Raw genomic sequence first — 18109 nt, forward strand, 5'->3', positions numbered from 1 at the left:
GCCTCACATCGCCATTCTGGCAGGCCACGGGTTCCCGTTTTGGGAGAAAACGTAACCGACTGATAACCTGGGCAGTCGCTATTGGGTGTGGGGCGCCCCCCGAAAAGCACCGCAAACACCGATTCGTAGAAGGAACTCACGCGTGGCCAACATCAAGTCGCAGCAGAAGCGCATCAAGACCAACGAGCGCGCCCGGCTTCGCAACAAGTCGGTGAAGTCCTCGCTGCGTACCGCCGTCCGCGCGTTCCGCGAGGCCGCCGACGGCGGCGACAAAGAGAAGGCCGCGGAGCTGCTGGTCTCGACCAACCGCAAGCTGGACAAGGCGGCCAGCAAGGGCGTGATCCACAAGAACCAGGCCGCCAACAAGAAGTCGGCGCTGGCGCGGGCCCTCAACAAGATCTGAGTACCGGGCCGCTGAGGCCTGTCAGTGGCCCCGGTCGGCCACCAATTCGGCGACCTGCCTGACCGCCGATTCCAGCGCGTAGTCCGCGTCGGCGACGGCCCCCTTCACGTTGGCGTTGAGTTCCGCCACCACTTTCATCGCGACCGCAACCGTCTCGCGCGTCCAGCGCCGGGCCTGCTTCTGGGCTTTCTGCACGCGCCACGGCGGCATGCCCAGCTGCGACGCCAGGCGGTAGGGGTCGCCGGACAACGGACCCACCCGGCCGATGGTGTGCACGGCCTCGGCCAGCGCGTCGGCCAGCACCACCAGCGGTTCGCCGCGCATCATCGCCCAGCGCAGCGCCTCGGTGGCCCCCGCGACGTCGCCGGCGACCGCCTTGTCGGCGATGTCGAAGCCCTTCACCTCCGCCTTTCCGCTGTGGTAGCGGCGCACCGCGGCGGCGTTGACGTCACCGGCGGTGTCGGCGACGAGTTGTGAACAGGCGGCGGCCAGTTCGCGCACGTCGGAGCCGACGGCGTCCAGCAGGGCCGTCACGGTCTCCTCGTCGACCTTGACCCGCAGCGCGCGGAACTCCTTGCGGATGAAGTCGACGCGCTCGCTGAGCTTGGCGATCCGGGCGCACGGATGCACCTCGGCGCCGAGCGACTGCAGCTCGGTGGCCAGCGCCTTGGCGCGCCCGCCGCCCGAATGCACCACTACCAGCACCGTGCCCGAAGGAACGTCGGCGGCGGCCCCGGCGATGACCGCGGCCGCTTCTTTGCCCGCTTCGGCGGCCGCCTCCAGCACGACGATGCGCTCGTCGGCGAACAGCGACGGGCTCAGCAGCTCGGCGAGTTCGTAGGTGCCGACGTCGCCGGCCCGCATCCGGCTCACCGGGACGTCATTGGTACCGGCGCGCTCGCGCGCCGACCGCAGCACGTCGGCCACCGCCCGCTCGACCAGCAGCTCCTCGTCCCCCAACACCAGGTGCAGGTGCGCAACATCGCTCACCCCACGATGGTGTCACGACCCAGCGACGACCCCCGACAGCGACCAGCCGAGCGCGCACACCGCGACCACTCCCCCGGCCCATCCGACCGCCCGGCGAAACCAGCGCCACCGCCAGAGCAGCCGGGCCGCCAAAAGCACCGACACCGTGCCCGCGGCGACCAGCGCCACACCGGGCGCACCGGCCGGCACGGGCAGCGTCGCCGCGGGCGCGCCGGCCGACCACCTCGCCACGTGCAGGACCCACCACAGTTCGGGGCCGGTGAAGCGGATCAACAGCTGCGCGCCGGCGGGCCACGCCACGCACAGCAGCGCCGCCGCGCTGCCGAGCACCGTGATCGGCGCGATCATGGGCGCGACCGCGAGGTTGGCCGCCACGGCGACCATGCTGACCCGGCCCGAGATGCCGGCGACGAGCGGGGCGGTCACCATGTGCGCGGCGCACGCGACGGCGAGCGCGTCGGCCAGCGGCTTGGGCCAGCCCCTGCCGACGAGGCGCCGCGACCAGGCCGGCGCGATGACGATCAGCGCGGCCGTCGCCAGCACGGATAGCCCGAAGCCCACGTCGACGGCGAGCTGCGGAGCGAGCGCCAGCAACATCAGCACCGCGGCCGACAGGGCCGGAATCGCCTGGCGCCGACGCGACGACAGCACGCCCGTCAGCGCGATGGCGGCCATCACGGCGGCCCGCAGCACGCTGGCCGTCGGCTGCACGACGATGACGAACGCCACCAGCGCCACCGCGGCGAGAGCGACTGCGGCGCGCGGGCCGATCAACCGCGCCGAGAACAGCACGGCACCGCACACGATCGTGACGTTGGCCCCCGACACCGCGGTCAGGTGTGTCATGCCCGCCGCGCGAAAGTCGCGGCTGGTCTGGCCGGTGACGGCCGAGGTGTCGCCGAGAACCAGGGCGGGCAGCATCGCGGCCTCGTCGGCGGTCAGGGTCTCGCGGGCGGCGACGGCGAGCCGGCCGCGCACGGCGTGGGCGGCGCGCTGCACGGCACCGGCGGTGCCCATTGTCGGACGGCCCGACGCGTTGAGCACCGCGACCGTCAGGTCACGGCGGCCCGGACGGCTGATGCGTGCGGTGAACCGCACGGGCCGGCCCACCGTGAGGTCGCCGAAGTCCGATGCCCGCGCGAAGACGACCACCCGACCGGACACCTTGTCGTCGCGCAGGCGCTGCAGGGTGGCGCGAAACATCAGCCGGCCCGGGCCCAGGGGCAGCGCGCTCTCGGTGGGGCTGACCGTCACCGGGGCGGTCGTACCGAACGCCGCGGCGATCGGGTGGTGAGCGACCGCGTCGGTGCGCAGCGCTATCGCCAGCCCGTACCCCGCGCCCACCACGCCGACCGCCACCAGGCCGGCGCCGAGCGTCCGCAGCGGCCGGGCGCGGGCCGGCCCGCGCGCCGCGTAGCACGCCAGCGCCGCCGCCACGCCGAGCAGCACGACGCAGCAGCACGCGGCCGCGCGTGCGATCGGCCACCAGATCCCGGCGGCGGTGACCACCCAGGTGGTGAGCGCGGCCGGGACCAGGCGCACATCGAGGCGCGCCGAGGCTGGGTCGGCGTGGGCCGCGTCGCGCACCGCCGTCAGACACGAACCAGCGGGCGCAGTTTTTCCAGCCGCGCCGGGCCGATGCCATCGACGTCGGCGAGCTGGTCGACGCTGGCGAATTTCCCGTTCGCTTGCCGCCAGGCCACGATCGCCGCGGCGGTGACCGGCCCGACCCCGGGCAGCGCGTCCAGCTGCTCCTGGGTCGCGGTGTTGAGGTCGAGCACCTCGCCGGCCCTCGGCTTCACCGTCCCCGACGCCGGCCCCGGCGCCCCGGCTGCCGGCGACGTGCCGGCGGACACCGCGCTGCCCAGCGCCGTCCGCTGCCCCGGGACGGGACCGAGCCCGACCACGATCTGCTCGCCGTCGCCGACCGGGCGGGCCATGTTCAGTCCGATGGTGTCGGCGCCGTTCACTGGTCCCCCGGCGGCCTGCAGCGCATCGGCGATGCGGGCGCCGGGCGCCAGGGTGACCAACCCGGGGGTGTGCACCAGCCCGACCACGCTGACCACCATCGGCCGGTCGGGGCCGGCGGGCTGCCCGGCGCCCGGGCTGGCCGACGACCTGGGGCTCGCGGTGGCGGCCTTCTCCACCGGTGGCAGCTTGGCCGACATCACCGGCGCCGGCCGGTCGCGCAGCAGGGTGAACACCGCCACCAGCACCGCGAGGGCGGCCACCACCGCCAGGGCGATGGCACCGGCGCGGCCGGGGTCGGCGCGCATCTTCGCCACCCAGCCCCGGTCGTCGGCCGAGTCGGGAAGCCAGCGCGGCAACAGTGAGTTCGGGTCTTCTGATTCGGCCGAGTCCGGGGCCTCTGGGTCCGACGATTCGTCGGCGGGCTCGGCTGCCGAATCGGTCTCCGGGTCGGCACCGAGGCGCCGCTGCAGTCGCTCGCCGGGCAGTTCTGTTCGCATGCGCCGACGGTAGGCGCGCCGACCGCCACGACGGCCCCGCGCGACAGCGTCCCGGTGCCGGGGTGTGGACCAATTCGAGGCTGTGCACAACCACCGAACAGGATGGGTAAAGATGGGAAGGGTCGCGACGTTCACCTCAACCAAAGGAGGCGGCCATGCAACTGGCGCTCACACCGGAGGAAGCCGCGTTCCGCGACGAGCTTCGCACCTTCTACACCACCCAGATCCCCGAAGAGCTGAGGGACCGGGTGCGCCAGGGCTCGGCCTCGGTGCGCCGCGAAGACATCGTCACCAGCCACAAGATCCTGCACGAGCACGGTCTGGCGGTGCCGAGTTGGCCCGTCGAATGGGGTGGCAAGGACTGGACGCCCACCCAGCACCAGATCTGGGCCGACGAAATGCAACTGGCGTGCGTGCCCGAGCCGCTGAACTTCAATACCAAGATGGTCGGCCCGGTGATCGCCGAATTCGGTTCCGAGGAGATCAAAGAACGCTTCCTGCCGCCGACGGCCAGCCTCGACATCTGGTGGTGCCAGGGCTTCTCCGAGCCCGAGGCCGGCTCTGACCTTGCGTCGCTGCGCACCACCGCGGTCCGGGACGGCGACCACTACATCGTCAACGGCCAGAAGACCTGGACCACCCTCGGCCAATACGCGGACTGGATCTTCTGCCTGGTGCGCACCGACCCGCAGGCGCCCAAGCGGCAGGCCGGCATCTCGTTTCTGCTCTTCGACATGAAGACACCGGGCATCACCCTGCGCCCGATCAAGACGATCGACGGCGGCCAGGAGGTCAACGAGCTGTTCTTCTCCGACGTCCGGGTGCCCGTCGATCAGCTTGTGGGACAAGAGAACCAGGGTTGGTCGTACGCGAAATTCCTGCTTGGCAACGAACGCACCGGCATCGCCGGTGTGGGGCGCACCAAAGTGCGCCTCGCCGAGGTGAAAAAACACGCCGCCGAAACCGGGATGCTCAACGATCCCCTGTTCGCGGCGCGGCTCGCCGAGGCCGAAAACGAGGTCCTGGCACTGGAACTCACGCAGTCGCGGGTGGTTTCGGACTCCGCGGACGGCCAGCCCAACCCGGCGTCGTCGGTGCTCAAGCTGCGCGGCAGCCAGTTGCAGCAGATCGCGACCGAGCTGCTGGTCGAGGTCGCCGGCCCGGACGCGCTGCCCGCCGATGGCGAAGACATCTCATCGCCGTCGTGGGCGCAACACAGCGCGCCGCACTACCTCAACTATCGCAAGACGTCGATCTATGGCGGCAGCAGCGAGGTGCAGCGCAACATCATCGCGTCCACCATTCTCGGATTGTGAGGCAGCAATGGACTTTCAGTTGACCGACGAGCAGGCCCTGCTTCGCGACACCACCCGCGACCTGCTGTCGCGCACCTACGACCCGGAGAGTCGCAACAAGGTCATCGGGTCCGACCTCGGCTGGAGCCGGGATGTGTGGAGCCAGCTCGCCGACACCGGGATCCTCGGCCTCGGGTTCGAGCCGGAGGAGGCCGGCCAGATCGAGATCATGGTGGTGCTCACCGAGGTCGGGCGCCGGCTGGCCCCCGAACCCATCCTGCACGCGGCGCTGGCACCGGGCGCGCTGATAGCCGAGCTGGGCAGCGACGCGCAGAAACAACAGCTCGACGAGGTCGCGGCCGGCCAACGCCTGCTGGCCTTCGCCCACCTGGAACCGGGCCACCGCACCCCAACCGCTATGGTCACCACTGCCGCTGTGCGGCAAGGTGATTCATGGACGTTGAGCGGCCGCAAGAACCCGGTGCTCGCCGGTGACTGCGCCGACGCGTTGGTGGTCAGCGCCGCATTGCCCGACGGCGGCACCGGCCTGTTCCTGGTCGACGCGGCCGCGGTGGCGAGGCACCCCTACCGGACGTTCGACGGGCAGCGCGGCGCGCAGGTCGATCTCGACGGCGCCGCGGCCGAACCGCTCGGCGAGGGGGGTGACGCCTCGCTCGCCATTCGCGACGCCGTCATCCGCATCCAGTCGGCGTTGTGCTCCGAAGCCGTCGGCGCAATGGAGGAAGCGCTCCGCCTGACCACCGACTACCTCAAGACCCGCAAGCAGTTCGGCGTGACCCTCAACAAATTCCAGGCGCTGACCCAGCGGGCCGCCGACATATACGTGTCGCTGGAGGTGGCGCGCAGCATGAGCTTCTACGCCGCGATGTCGATCGCCGACGGCAACCTCGACCCGCTGATCGCGTCGCGCGCCAAGGTGCAGATCGGCCGGTCGGGGCGGCACATCGCGCAGGAGTCGATCCAGATGCACGGCGGAATCGGTGTGACCGCGGAGTACCCCGTCAGCCACTACGCGGCCCGGCTCACCGCGATCGAGCACACGCTGGGCACCTCGAACGACCACCTGCACAACCTGATCGACCACCTCGGCGACTACGACCTGGCCCGCCTCTAGCGCATGGCCGAGCTCTCCGAGCAGGTGGTCGAGTTCCTGTCGGCCGGCACCCGCACCGGGATGCTCGGGTACGTCGCCGCCGACGGGCGGCCGCTGGTCGCACCGGTCTGGTTCGTCGTCGACGACGGCCAGCTGGTGTTCACCACCGGCCGCGACACCTCGAAAGGTCGTGCGCTGGCCAGGGATTCGCGGGTCGCGATCTGTGTCGACGACCCGCATCCGCCGTATTCGTTCGTCCAGGTGCAGGGCGTGGCCTCGGTGAGCGAGCACCAGCCCGACGTGCTGGACATCGCGACGCGGACCGGCGCGCGCTACATGGGTGCCGAGCGCGCCGACGAGTTCGGGCGCCGCAACGCCGTTCCGGGCGAACTCGTGGTGCGAGTGCGCCCCACCAAGGTCATCTCCGGATTCGATATCGCCGACTGACGCGAGCGGGCATCAACTCGGATCTGCGGTAGGCGATTCCGCCTCCGCGGTAGGCGATTCCGCATCCACCGCCGGCGCTTCCGCCTCCTCCGGGGCCGGGACCGGCTCCGGCTCCGAATCCAGCAGCTGACCGGCGAGGTACTCGGCGAGCCCCCCGATCGTCGGATAGTCGAATACCGCGGTGGCGTTGATCGTGAACGCCCCACCGAACTGGCTGTACAGTCGGTTGCGCAGCTCGACCGCCATCAGTGAATCCGTACCGAGGTCCAGGAACCGGCTGGTTGCGGCGGGGGGCTGGGCGAGCCGAAGGAAGCCCTGCACCTCGCGCTGCAGGAATTCGGTGATGAAGCCGGCGCGCTGGGCCACCGGTATTTCCTGCAGTTGCCGCAACAACTCGCTGTCGCCGGTCGCCTCCGTGACCGCGCTGGGCAACACCAGGTCGAGAATCGGCGGCCGGGACGCGCCCAGCAGCTTGGCGGCGCGCTGCCAGTTGGCCTTGATCACGGTTGCCTGCCCGGTCCCGCTGGCGACGGCCTCGGCGAGCGCATTGAGGGCGGCCGTGGGTTCCAACGGAATCAGGCCTTGCGCACCGAGATTGGCGCGCGCGGCCTCCGAAGACGCCATGCCCCCCTTGCCCCAGGGACCGAGGTTGACGCCGGTCGCCGGCAAGCCGTGCGCCTTTCGCTCCGCGACCAGGCCGTCGAGCAGCGCGTTGGCGGTCGAGTAGTTGGCCTGGCCGGGCGAACCGAGCAGGCTGGCCACCGAGGAGGACACGATGAAGAAGTCGAGATCGTCGTCTCTGGTCAACCTGTCCAAGTAGCAGGCGCCGAAGGCCTTGGGCGCCAGCGTCGTGCGGAAGCGCTCCAGGTTCTGCTGGGACAGCAGCGCGTCGTCGAGGACGCCCGCGAAATGCCCCACCCCCGCGAGCGGCGGCAACTCCGCCCGGATCCGCGCCAGCAGACTTTCGACTTGCGCCTCGTCGCCGACGTCGGCCGCGAAGACGTGGATGCGGCACCGGTAGCGCTCGGTGATGTCATCGATCGCGCGTTGTGCGTCCGCGTCGGGTGCGCGGCGGCTGGTCAACACGATGTCACCGGCACCGAGCTGGGCCAGATAGGCGGCCATGTGCAGGCCGATCGCGCCGAGCCCACCGGTGATCAGGTAGCTCCGATCACCCCGCGGCTGAAGCGGTTTGGGCATCTGCACCACGATCTTGCCGACGTGGCGCGCCTGCTGCATGCGGCGGAACGCCGTCTTCGCCTCCGTCAGCGGGTAGATCTCGGCGGGCAGTGGTGTCCACTCGCCGCTGGCCAACCCGTGGGACACCTCGCCCAGCAGGCCACGGATGCGTTCGGGCTCCTGGAAGGTAACCGTGTCCAGCGCGACGATCTCGTAGGCGATGTCCGGGCGGGCCGCCGCCATCTGCTCCGGAGTCCAGATGTCGCGCTTGGCGATCTCGGCGAACCGGCCGCCCTGTGCGGTGGCCCGCACCGTCGCCTCGACAAACCCCTCGTTGGTCAGGCTGTTGAGCACCACATCGACACCCGCGCCGCCGGTGTCCGCCAGTATCTGGTCGGCGAAATCCGTACTGCGCGAGTCGTAGACGTGTTCCACGCCCATCTTGCGCAGCGTCGCGCGCTTGTAGGCGCTGGCGGTGGCGAAGACGGTCGCGCCGTGCTGCTGCGCCAGCTGGATCGCGGCCAACCCGACACCGCCGCTGGCGGCGTGGATGAGGACGCGGTCACCGGGCTTCAGCTGCGCCCAGTCGAATGCGAGCCGCGCCGTCAGCGCAGCGGCGGGAATCGTCGCCGCATCCACCGCACTGAGGCGAGAGGGAATCGGCGCCAGCAACTGGGCCGGCACGTTGAACCGGCTGGCGAACGCGCCCTGCATGAAGCCGAAGACGCGCTGGCCGACCTCGAGCCCGGTGACGCCGCCACCCAATTGGGTGACGACACCGGCGAAGTCACCGCCGATCGGGCCCGGATCGCCCGGGTAGAGACCCAGCACGTTGAGCACGTCCCGGAAGTTCAAACCGGCGGCCTTCACGCGGACCTGCACATAGCCGCCATCCGGCGGCGGCACCTCGGCCTCGCTCAGGCGCAGGTTGTCGATGGCGCCGCGTTCGGTGGGCGCCAGGACGTAATCGGTTGCCCGCGGCATCGCGAGATGACCGCTGCGCGACCATTGCAGCAGCCGGGACGCCAAGAATTTGCCTTGCCGCACCGCGAGTTCGGGCTCCTCGATCGGCGCGCCGAGAAGACCGGCCAGCAAGTGCACGGCCTGCTCTGACCCGTCGCAATCGACCAGCCTGCAGCGCAGGGCGGGTTCCTCGTTGAGGATGGTGCGCCCGAGGCCCCACAGGGCCGCCTGCACCGGGTCGACCGGCTCGCCGGATTCGGTGGCCACGGCGCGTTCGGTGACGATCCACAGCCCGTTGGGAAGTTTGACCGTCCCGTCGGCCTGCACGGTGTGCACGACGCTGAGCAGCTGGGCGATCTCCGCCTCCAGGCGCGCGGCGGATTGCGCCTCCGACTCTTCCGCGCTCGGTCCGGCGCTGCGCCAGACGATCCCGGAGAACGGCATACCGCGCTCCTTGGCCTGGGCCAACAGCCGCCCCACGGGCTCCTGATCGGTGGTCGGATCGAAAGCGATGCAGCCCGGTAGCTCGGCCGCCAGCTCATCGAATCCCGCAACCAGCCAGGTGCCGTTCACATTTCGGGTGCCCTCGGCGTCGGCGTTCGACGGCGGCGCCGGCACCTCGTGCCAGCCGAGGGTGTACAACAGCCGGGTGGCGTCGCCGCCGAGCCCGCGCAGTAACGCCTCCCGCGGCGCGCGTTTGACCGTGAACTCGCGAATCCCGCCGAGGCGGCGGCCATCCCGGTCGACGAAGTCGAGATCGAAGACCTGGGTTTCGCTGTCGAGGTCGCTGGCGTGCCATTTCGCGCGGCAGTAAAACCGCCGGGGCATCTTCTCCCGCAGCTCCACCGCGCCGTACCGCAGCGGCAGGAACAAATCGTTCACACCCTGTTCGGCGGCGAGAAGCGCCGGGAACGCCGGGAACGCGACGCCGGTGCAGAGGTCCATCAGCACCGGATGCATCGGCTCGGTTCCGAGGTGTTCGGTCAGTTCCTCGCCGACGCTGATATCGCCGATCGCCTCGCCCTCACCAAGCCACAGCGACTTCAACGAACCGGACCAGCTGGGGCCCCAGGCCAGCTCCATGTCCGCGAAGGTCTCAAAGAGCTGCTGCGGACGCATGCGGTTCATCCGCTCGATCGTCGCGTCGACGGATTCCGCGGATTCCGGGGAGTCCGGGGACTCCGCCTCGACATCGGCGACGCCGGTGGCGACCGTTCCGTCGGCGTTCAGCGACCATTCGGCATCGCTGACGCCGTAGGGGCGGCTGTGCACGCGGAAGCTCCAGCCGCCTGCGTCCAGCGGATGCAGGGTCAGCTGCACCTCGCGAGACGCCTTCTCGGGCAGGATGATCGGCTCGTAGAAGAAGACGTCCTGCACCCGCGCCGGTGTCCCGACGGCGGCGAGGGCCATCGCCGCGTAGGTCGCGCCGGGAACGACGACGGTGCCGTAGATGACGTGATCGGAAAGCCACGGCTGCGACTTGACCGACAGCCGGCTCGTATAGACACAGTCGCCGGACGCGAGATCTTTTGCGTTACCCAAAATTCCGGACACGCCGGCCCCCGGTCCGTCGAGACCGGCGATCCCGGACGTTTTGGGCCAGAAGTGACGGCGCTGGAACGGATAGGTGGGCAGTTCCAGTCGGTGGCGGGATTGACGATGCAGCGCGGCGAAATTGGGCCGGTGGCCGCTGACGTAGGCCGCGGCCACCGCTTCCGCGATCTGGCGCCGGTCGCCGATGCCCTTGCGCAGCGAAACGATCGCCCGCGGGGCGGCCAGATGTTCCGGCCAGACCTGGACCGCGGCGCCGGTCAGAACCGGTTGCGGGCCGATTTCCATCAACACCGAGCAGCCCAGCGCCGCGATGGTGCGCACGCTTTCGGCGAACTGCACCGGCTGGCGGGAATGCCGCCGCCAATATTGCGCGTCCAGCGGGGTTTCCGCCGTGAGCACGGCGCCGGTGCGGTTGCAGACGAGCGGCAACGTCGGCACGGCGAACTCCATCCGCGCCGCGTACGACTCGAATTCATCCAGCACCGGGTCCAGCAGCTCCGAGTGGAACGCGTGGCTGGTTTCCAGCCAGCTGCACCGGATCCCGTCACCGCCGCACCGGGCGGAGATCTGTTCCAGATCCCCGCCGGGTCCAGAGAGCACGGTGTTCGGCCCGTTGTAGGCGGCGACCGACACCCGGGGGAAGTCGCCGGCGATCTCCTCGACGTACTTGGCATCGGCGAACACCGCCGCCATTCGGCCGCCGTCGGGCAGGCTGCCGAACAGCCGGCCGCGCTCGGCGATCAGCCGTGCCCCGTCCTCGAGGCTGAAAACCCCGGCCACACACGCCGCCGCGTACTGGCCCACGCTGTGCCCCAGCACCACGTCGGGCTCGATGCCCCAGGACTGCCACAGCCGGGCCAGGCCCATCTCGACGGCGAAAAGCGCCGGCTGAGCAAAAGAGGTGTGCCGCAGCATCTTTGCGGCTGCACCGCCGGTTTCCCTGTCGGTGGCGAACAGCACCTCCAGCAACGGGCGCGACAGCATCCCGTCGACCGCCTCGGCGCAGCGGGTCACCGCGTCCGCGAAAACCGGTTCCGCGTCGAACAACTCGCGCGCCATCCCCGGGTACTGGCTGCCCTGCCCGGTGAACAACCACGCCGTCGTCGGCCGGTCGGTGCACTCGCCTCGCACCGCCCCCGGTCGCATCCGGTTCTCGGCCAACTCGGCCAACACCTCGCGGGCGCCCTGAACCGAATCGACGACCAGCGCGGCCCGGTGCTCGAAATGCGAACGCCCCGCCCCCGCCGTGAAGCACACGTCGGCGATGTCGACCTTGGGGTGGGCATTCAGCCATTCCCCGTATCGCTGGACCAACGCCACCAGCGCCTCCGGTGACCGCGCGGACAGCGGCAGCACCTCGACCGGTTCCGCTTGAGCGTCCGACTCCGACGAGGCGGTGTCGTCGCGGAAGATGTCGCTCGTCGAGTACTCGTCGGCGGTCGCGGCAAGCGGTGGCGCCTCCTCGATCACCACGTGCGCATTGGTGCCGGTGAACCCGAAGGAGCTGACGCCGGCACGACGCGGTTTTCCGTTGGCCTGCCACGGAATGGCCCTGTCCACGACCCGCACCGGCAGCGAATCCCACGGGATGTGCGGCGACGGCGTCTCGAAATGCAGGCTTTGCGGCAGCATTTCATGCTGCAGCGACAGCACGACCTTGATCAGGCCGGCGACCCCCGATGCCGACTCGAGGTGGCCGATGTTGGTCTTCACCGATCCGATCAGCAACGGCCGGTCCGCGGCACGGGCGGCGCCGAACACGGCCCCCGCCGCCTGCACCTCGATCGGGTCACCCAAAGCGGTACCCGTCCCGTGCGCCTCCAGATAGTCGACGTCCCCGCCGACGAGACCGGCGCGAGACAGCGCCGCGCTGATAAGCCGTTGCTGCGCACCACCATTGGGCACCGTCAGACCGCTGGATGCGCCGTCCTGATTGACCGCGCTGCTCGGAATGACGGCGCAAACGCGGTCGCCGTCGCGCACCGCGTCGCTGAGCCTCTTGAGTACCAGAATCCCGCAGCCCTCGCTGCGCACATAACCATCGGCGGAGGCGTCGAAGGTCTTGCATCGCCCGACGGGGGAAAGCATCCTGGCGCGCGACGCGGCGATGATCGTCACCGGACTCAGCAAGACGTTCACCCCACCGGCCAACGCCAAATCGCAGTCACCGGAATGCAGTGCCTGGCAGGCCTGGTGGACGGCCACCAGCGACGAGCTGCACGCGGTGTCGACCGCGACCGCCGGTCCCTCCAGTCCGAGCGCGAACGCGACCCGGCCCGAAATGGCGTTCAGCGCATTGCCGGTGATGAAGTGGGGCTCGAGCTTCTCGACCGACTCGGCGGACAGCAGATGCGAGTACTCGTTGGCGCCCACCCCCACGAAGATGCCGCTTCGGCTGCCGCGCAAGGCGGATGGCGCGTACCCCGCCCTCTCGAGGCCCTCCCAGACCGTTTCCAGCATGAGCCGCTGCTGCGGATCGATCCAAACGGCCTCGCGCGGGGAAATCCCGAAGAATTCCGGGTCGAATCCGTCGATCTCGTCGATGAATCCGCCGAAGCGGCTGTAGATCTTGCCCGGCGTCTCCGGGTCCGGGTCGTAGAACTCGTCGATGTCGAATCGGTCCTCCGGGATCTCCCGGATCGCATCGACACCGCCGGATAACACCTCCCAGAACGCTTCGGGATTCGGCGCGCCGGGAAAACGGCACGCCACCGCGACGATCGCGATCGGCTCATCCGTGCGCGTCGTCACGACCGGCGCCCGACGGGGCCTGGCGTCCGCCTGCTCGCTGAGACCGAGTACGTCGCCCAGCAGATAGTCGGCCACGTCGACCAGGCGTGGGTGGTCCATCGCCAGGGTCGCCGGTATCTCCTGGCCCACTCCTTGCTCGAGCCGCTGCCGCAATTCGATGGCCATCAGCGAATCCATGCCGAGATCGAAGAACCCGGCGTCCTCGCGGATCTCCGAGGCGTCGACTCGCGTCACCTCCGCGACCGCCTCGCGCAGGTAATCCACGACAAGCTTTTTGCGCTGCTGCACCGGCGCGTTGGTGAGCCGCTCGACGAGTCGAGTCGTCCCGGACGGCCCGGACAGCGTCGCCGCCTGCACGGAAGCCGGCACCTCACGTTCCAGCTCCGCCAGCAATGACCGCCGCCCCGCTTGCTGATAGAGCGGCAGGAAGCGGGCCCAGTCGATCCGGGCCACCACCCCGTTGGCCGCCCCCTGCGCGGAGGAAGCCGCCATGAGCTCGGCCATCCCCGCCAACGCATCGGAGGGCCCCAACGTCAGGACCCCGCGCCGATCCAGTTGGGCACGGGCCTGCTCGTCGGCCATGCCCGCCGACCAGGGACCGAAATTCACGCTGATCGCGGGAACGCCGTGCTCGCGCAGCCGCCAGGCCTGCCCGTCGAGGAAGGCGTTGGCCGCGCCATAGGCGGTCTGACCGAAACCGCCCCACACCGAGGCGATCGAGGAGGTGCTCACGAAGAAGTCCAGCCGCAGGCCGAAGGTGTCCAAGGCGGCTTCGCTCAAATTCCAAGCACCCCAAACCTTCCCGGCGAATACCCGATCCACCTCGGCGTCGTCCAGGGCGCGCAGCGGCGTGGTGCCGATCTCGCCCGCGGCGTGCACGATGCCGGCCACCGGCGGCAGTTCGGCCTGCATGATGGCCAGCAGGCGGGCGACGGCGTGCGCGTCGGCGACATCGGCCGCGATGACCCGGACTTCGCAGCCGTGCTGTTCGCCGATGGCATCAATGCGCCGTTGGGCGGCATCGGTGGGCGCGCGCCGGCCGGTCAGCACCAGGTGCCGGGCGCCGTGCGCGGCCAAATATCCGGCAATTTCCAGTCCGACCGAACCCAGTCCCCCGGTCACCAGGTAGGTTGCGTCGTCGCGCAGCGCCAGCGGTGCGGCGCCCGCCTGCCCGCCCCGCCGAACCAACCGGGGAACGTAGACCGCTTGATCACGCAGCGCGACTTGATCTTCCCGGACGGCCGTGTCGCGCGGCGCCGCCGTCAACTGGTCGATCAGCCGCGACCATTCGTCGGCTTCGTTTTCCCGGCCCGGCGACAGGTCCACCAGTCCGCCCCACGCCTGCGGATGCTCCAGCGCGGCGGCCCGACCGAATCCCCAGAGGCAGCTCTGATCCGGTGACACGGTGTCCGCGTCGGTGACCCGTTGCGCGCCACGCGTTACCACCCAGATGGGCCGGCGCAGTTCGGCGGACACCGCGGCGCGGAAGAGCCGCCGTGTGCCGCCCAGGATTCGGTGTTGCATCCGCAGCAGCGACCGCGCCGACGGTGCGGCGTCGGAGTCGAGCGCCGCGACGTGCAGGATGTGCGACGTCGATTCGTCCGCCTCCGCGGCGCGCAACGCGGCCACCAGCTGTTCCTCGTCGGCGTCGGACACCGGCAACCCGAGAACCCGATGCTGATGGCCACGCGAGGTCAGCACGTCGACCAACGGCCCAACCGCGTCGGCATCATTGCCGATGAGCAGCCACGCCGATCGCTCGCCGGCTTCCGCGCCGGTGGCGTTTGCGGCCTCGGCGATGGATTTCTCCCAGCGAACCTCGTAGCGGTCGTCCACGATGGACCGGATCTCACGCTGCTGGTTGTGTTGTGCCGCAAGCTTCGTCAGCACGTTCACGGTCTGCTGATCGCCGTTCGCACCGTCGAGCAGTGCGGCGAGTTCCTCGATCCGGCCGTCCTCGAGAAGCCGGACGGTTTCGGTGCTCGCGGCGGTGTTCTGTTGTTGGTTTGGGCGCTCCCGAGTGTCGCGGTACCAGTACTCGCGATGCTGGAACGGGTAGGGCGGCAGGTCGACCTTGTGCGCCGGTCCGATGACGCCGCCGAAGTCGGGTAGGTGGCCCAGCACGTAGGCGCCCGCGAGGGCTTCGCTGAGCTGGCGGTGGTCGGCGGCGTTTCGCCGCAGCGAGGCGATGGCCCGCGGCGCCGTGCCCGGGTCGGGCCACGCCCGCAGGGCCGCGGCCGTGAGCACCGGTTGCGGGCCGATCTCCAGCAACACCCTGCAATTCAGCTCGGCGAGGGTGCGCACGCTCTTGGCGAATTCCACCGGTTGGCGCGCGTGGCGACGCCAATAGGAGCCATCGAGTTTCACGCTCCTGCCGAGCGCTGCGCCGGTGCGGTTGCACACCAAAATCCGTTGCGGCGGGCGGAAATCGAACCGGTTCGCGTACGCCTCGAACTCGTCGAGGATCGGATCCAGGAGCGAGGAGTGGAACGCGTGGCTGGTGTCTAACCAGTCACACCGGACACCGTCGGCCGCCAGCCCGGCCACCGCCTGGTCCAGATCCTGCGCGGGTCCGGAAAGTACGGTGTTGGCACCGTTGTAGGCGGCAACCGACAGGCTCGGGAATTCGTCGGTGAGGCCCTCGACCCGCTCGGCGGCGGTGAACACCGCGACCATGCGGCCGCCCGCGGGCAAGCTCCCGAAAAGGCGGCCACGCTCGGCCATCAGCAGCGCGCCGTCCTCCAGGCTGAGCACGCCCGCGACGCAGGCGGCCGCGTACTGGCCCACGCTATGGCCCAGCACCACGTCGGGTTCGAAGCCCCACGACTGCCACAGCCGGGCCAGGCCCATCTCCACGGCGAACAAGGCAGGCTGGGCGTAGGAGGTCTGCCGCAGCGTCTCTTCGTTGCCGGGGCCGTCCACGTCGAAAATCACATCCAGCAACGGCTTTTCGAGGACGTCCGCGACCACTGCCGCGCAGCGGGTCACCGCCTCGGCGAACACCGGCTCGGTGTCGAACAGCTCGCGGGCCATGCCCGGGTACTGGCTGCCTTGACCGGTGAACAGCCACGCCGTCTTCGGCGTGTCGTCGGATATCCCGCGCAGCAGCCCGAGCGCCGGACGGTCGTCCGCGAGCGCACCGAGCAGTTCCGTGGCCGATTCCTTCGAGTTGATCACCAACGCGGCCCGGTGCTCGAAGTGCGCTCGCCCCACCCCGGCGGTGAAGCACACGTCGGTCAACGAGGCCTCAGGGTGCGCGCTCAACCAGCTGCGGTATTGATCGGCGATCTGCACCAGCGCGGCGGGCGTGCGCGCCGACAGCGGAAGCACGCTGAACCGTTGGTCGCCCGGACCCGGTGCCACCGCGCCTTGACCCGCCCCACCGACCGTCACCGGAGCTTCCTCGATCACGACGTGCGCATTGGTCCCGGCGAAGCCGAACGAGCTGACTCCCGCGATGCGTGGCCGACCGTCGCGCTCCCAGGCAATGGCCTCCTGCACGACCTGGACGGGAAGCCGTTCCCACGGAATGTGCGGCGACGGATTGCGGAAGTGCAGGTGCTGCGGCAGCAACTCGTGCTCGAGCGACAGGATGACCTTGATCACGCCCGCGATTCCCGCGGCGGCCTCCAGATGGCCGATGTTCGTCTTGACCGAACCGATCAACAGCGGCCGGGCGGGGTCGCGGCCCTCGCCGAACACCGCGCCCGCGGCCTGCGCTTCGATCGGATCGCCGAGCGACGTCCCGGTCCCGTGTGCCTCCAGGTATCCGACGTCGCCGGGTGCGACGCCGGCGCGCTTGCACGCCTCGGCGATAACCCTTTGCTGGGCAATGCCGTTGGGCACCGTCAATCCGCCCGACGCGCCATCCTGATTGATCGCGCTGCCCCGGATGACGGCCCGGATCCGGTCGCCGTCTCGGATCGCGTCCTCGAGCCGCTTGACGACGATGACACCGCAACCCTCGCCGCGCACATAGCCGTCCGCGGCGGCATCGAAGGTCTTGCACCTGCCGTCGGGCGCGAGCATGTGCGCGTGGGAAAAGGTGATCATGGTCGCCGGGGTGAGCATGACGTTCGCGCCGCCGGCCAGCGCGAGGTCGCATTCCCCCAACCGCAGCGCTTGGCATGCTTGGTGGATCGCCACCAACGACGAACTGCACGCGGTGTCGACGGCGACCGACGGGCCCTGCAGACCCATTCGATAGCTGATCCGCCCCGATCCTGCAGCAGACGACGTCCCAATTGCCAGATATGCCTCGATCTCGGCGGAAGTCAGGTCGTGCGACATCATTCCGAGGTAGTCGTGGGTGGATAGACCCATGAACACACCGGTGTTGGTGTTCGCCAAAGCCGTTGGCGCGGTGCCCGAATGCTCCACCGCCCGCCACGCCGTCTCCAGCAGCAGCCGATGCTGCGGGTCCATCAACCTGACCTCACGCGCCGACATCCCGAAGAACGGCGCGTCGAACCCCCTTACGTCATCGACAAAACCCGCCCGACGGGTCACAACCTTCCCGGGCACATCGGGATCCGGATCGAAGAATTCGTCGACATCCCAACGGTCCTGGGGCACCTCCGATATCGCGTCCCGGCCCTCGGCCAGCACCCGCCAGAATTCGTCCGCATCCGCCGCACCCGGAAAACGCGCCGCGTACCCGACGATCGCGAAGCCCCCGGAAGCCAACGACCGCTCCATCGGGTCTTCGACGAATGTCATGCGGTTGTCCTCCCCGTTTCGACCGGAAAATTTGATGCCCGCGGGCCCTTGCGGCGCCGGAGCCGTGGTTTCTTCGAACCACGTCCTAGGCCGCCCACTGCACACACCCAGGACCAGAGCTGGCAGAACCCCCCCGGGTACTGCCTTACAGCGACTGTCATCGCGAATCTACACATCCGGGCCGGGTTGCCGCAGCCGAATCCACTACGCCTACCAGTATTACAAG

Annotated in this window: 8 protein-coding genes; 4 read left to right on the forward strand and 4 right to left on the reverse strand. The window is 69.8% G+C overall.

Annotated features, from left to right (window positions below):
• Positions 1 to 142: 142 nt before the first annotated feature.
• Complete coding sequence (rpsT, locus tag AC5Y2S_RS13205) at positions 143 to 403, forward strand: 30S ribosomal protein S20 (RefSeq protein WP_066930353.1); 261 nt, start codon at positions 143 to 145, stop codon at positions 401 to 403.
• 21 nt (positions 404 to 424) lie between these two features.
• On the opposite strand, the gene holA is transcribed toward rpsT, so the two are convergent.
• The 3 genes from holA to AC5Y2S_RS13220 are packed head-to-tail and all read right to left on the reverse strand — an operon-like array spanning position 425 to position 3861.
• Positions 425 to 1375 (reverse strand): DNA polymerase III subunit delta, encoded by a 951-nt coding sequence (gene holA / locus AC5Y2S_RS13210; protein ID WP_499957039.1) that lies wholly within the window; start codon positions 1373 to 1375, stop codon positions 425 to 427.
• Positions 1376 to 1405: 30 nt separating this feature from the next.
• Positions 1406 to 2935 carry a ComEC/Rec2 family competence protein gene (locus AC5Y2S_RS13215; RefSeq protein WP_499957040.1) on the reverse strand — a complete coding sequence of 510 codons (1530 nt, stop codon included), beginning with the start codon at positions 2933 to 2935 and terminating at the stop codon, positions 1406 to 1408.
• 50 nt (positions 2936 to 2985) lie between these two features.
• Positions 2986 to 3861 (reverse strand): ComEA family DNA-binding protein, encoded by an 876-nt coding sequence (locus AC5Y2S_RS13220; RefSeq protein ID WP_499956589.1) that lies wholly within the window; start codon positions 3859 to 3861, stop codon positions 2986 to 2988.
• 155 nt (positions 3862 to 4016) lie between these two features.
• On the opposite strand from AC5Y2S_RS13220, the gene AC5Y2S_RS13225 reads away from it, so the two are divergent.
• From AC5Y2S_RS13225 to AC5Y2S_RS13235, 3 genes are read left to right on the forward strand one after another with little or no spacing between them, the layout of a single operon-like run.
• Positions 4017 to 5177 (forward strand): acyl-CoA dehydrogenase family protein, encoded by a 1161-nt coding sequence (locus AC5Y2S_RS13225; protein ID WP_499956590.1) that lies wholly within the window; start codon positions 4017 to 4019, stop codon positions 5175 to 5177.
• A gap of 7 nt (positions 5178 to 5184) precedes the next feature.
• Positions 5185 to 6291 (forward strand): acyl-CoA dehydrogenase family protein, encoded by a 1107-nt coding sequence (locus tag AC5Y2S_RS13230; protein ID WP_499956591.1) that lies wholly within the window; start codon positions 5185 to 5187, stop codon positions 6289 to 6291.
• A gap of 3 nt (positions 6292 to 6294) precedes the next feature.
• Entirely contained in the window at positions 6295 to 6717 is a 423-nt protein-coding gene (locus AC5Y2S_RS13235) for a PPOX class F420-dependent oxidoreductase (RefSeq protein ID WP_499907358.1), read from the forward strand.
• A gap of 12 nt (positions 6718 to 6729) precedes the next feature.
• Here the strand turns inward: AC5Y2S_RS13235 and AC5Y2S_RS13240 are convergent, their stop codons facing one another.
• Entirely contained in the window at positions 6730 to 17883 is an 11154-nt protein-coding gene (locus AC5Y2S_RS13240) for a type I polyketide synthase (protein ID WP_499956592.1), read from the reverse strand.
• Positions 17884 to 18109: the final 226 nt, after the last annotated feature.

This window comes from Mycobacterium sp. NGS69 (assembly GCF_059812165.1).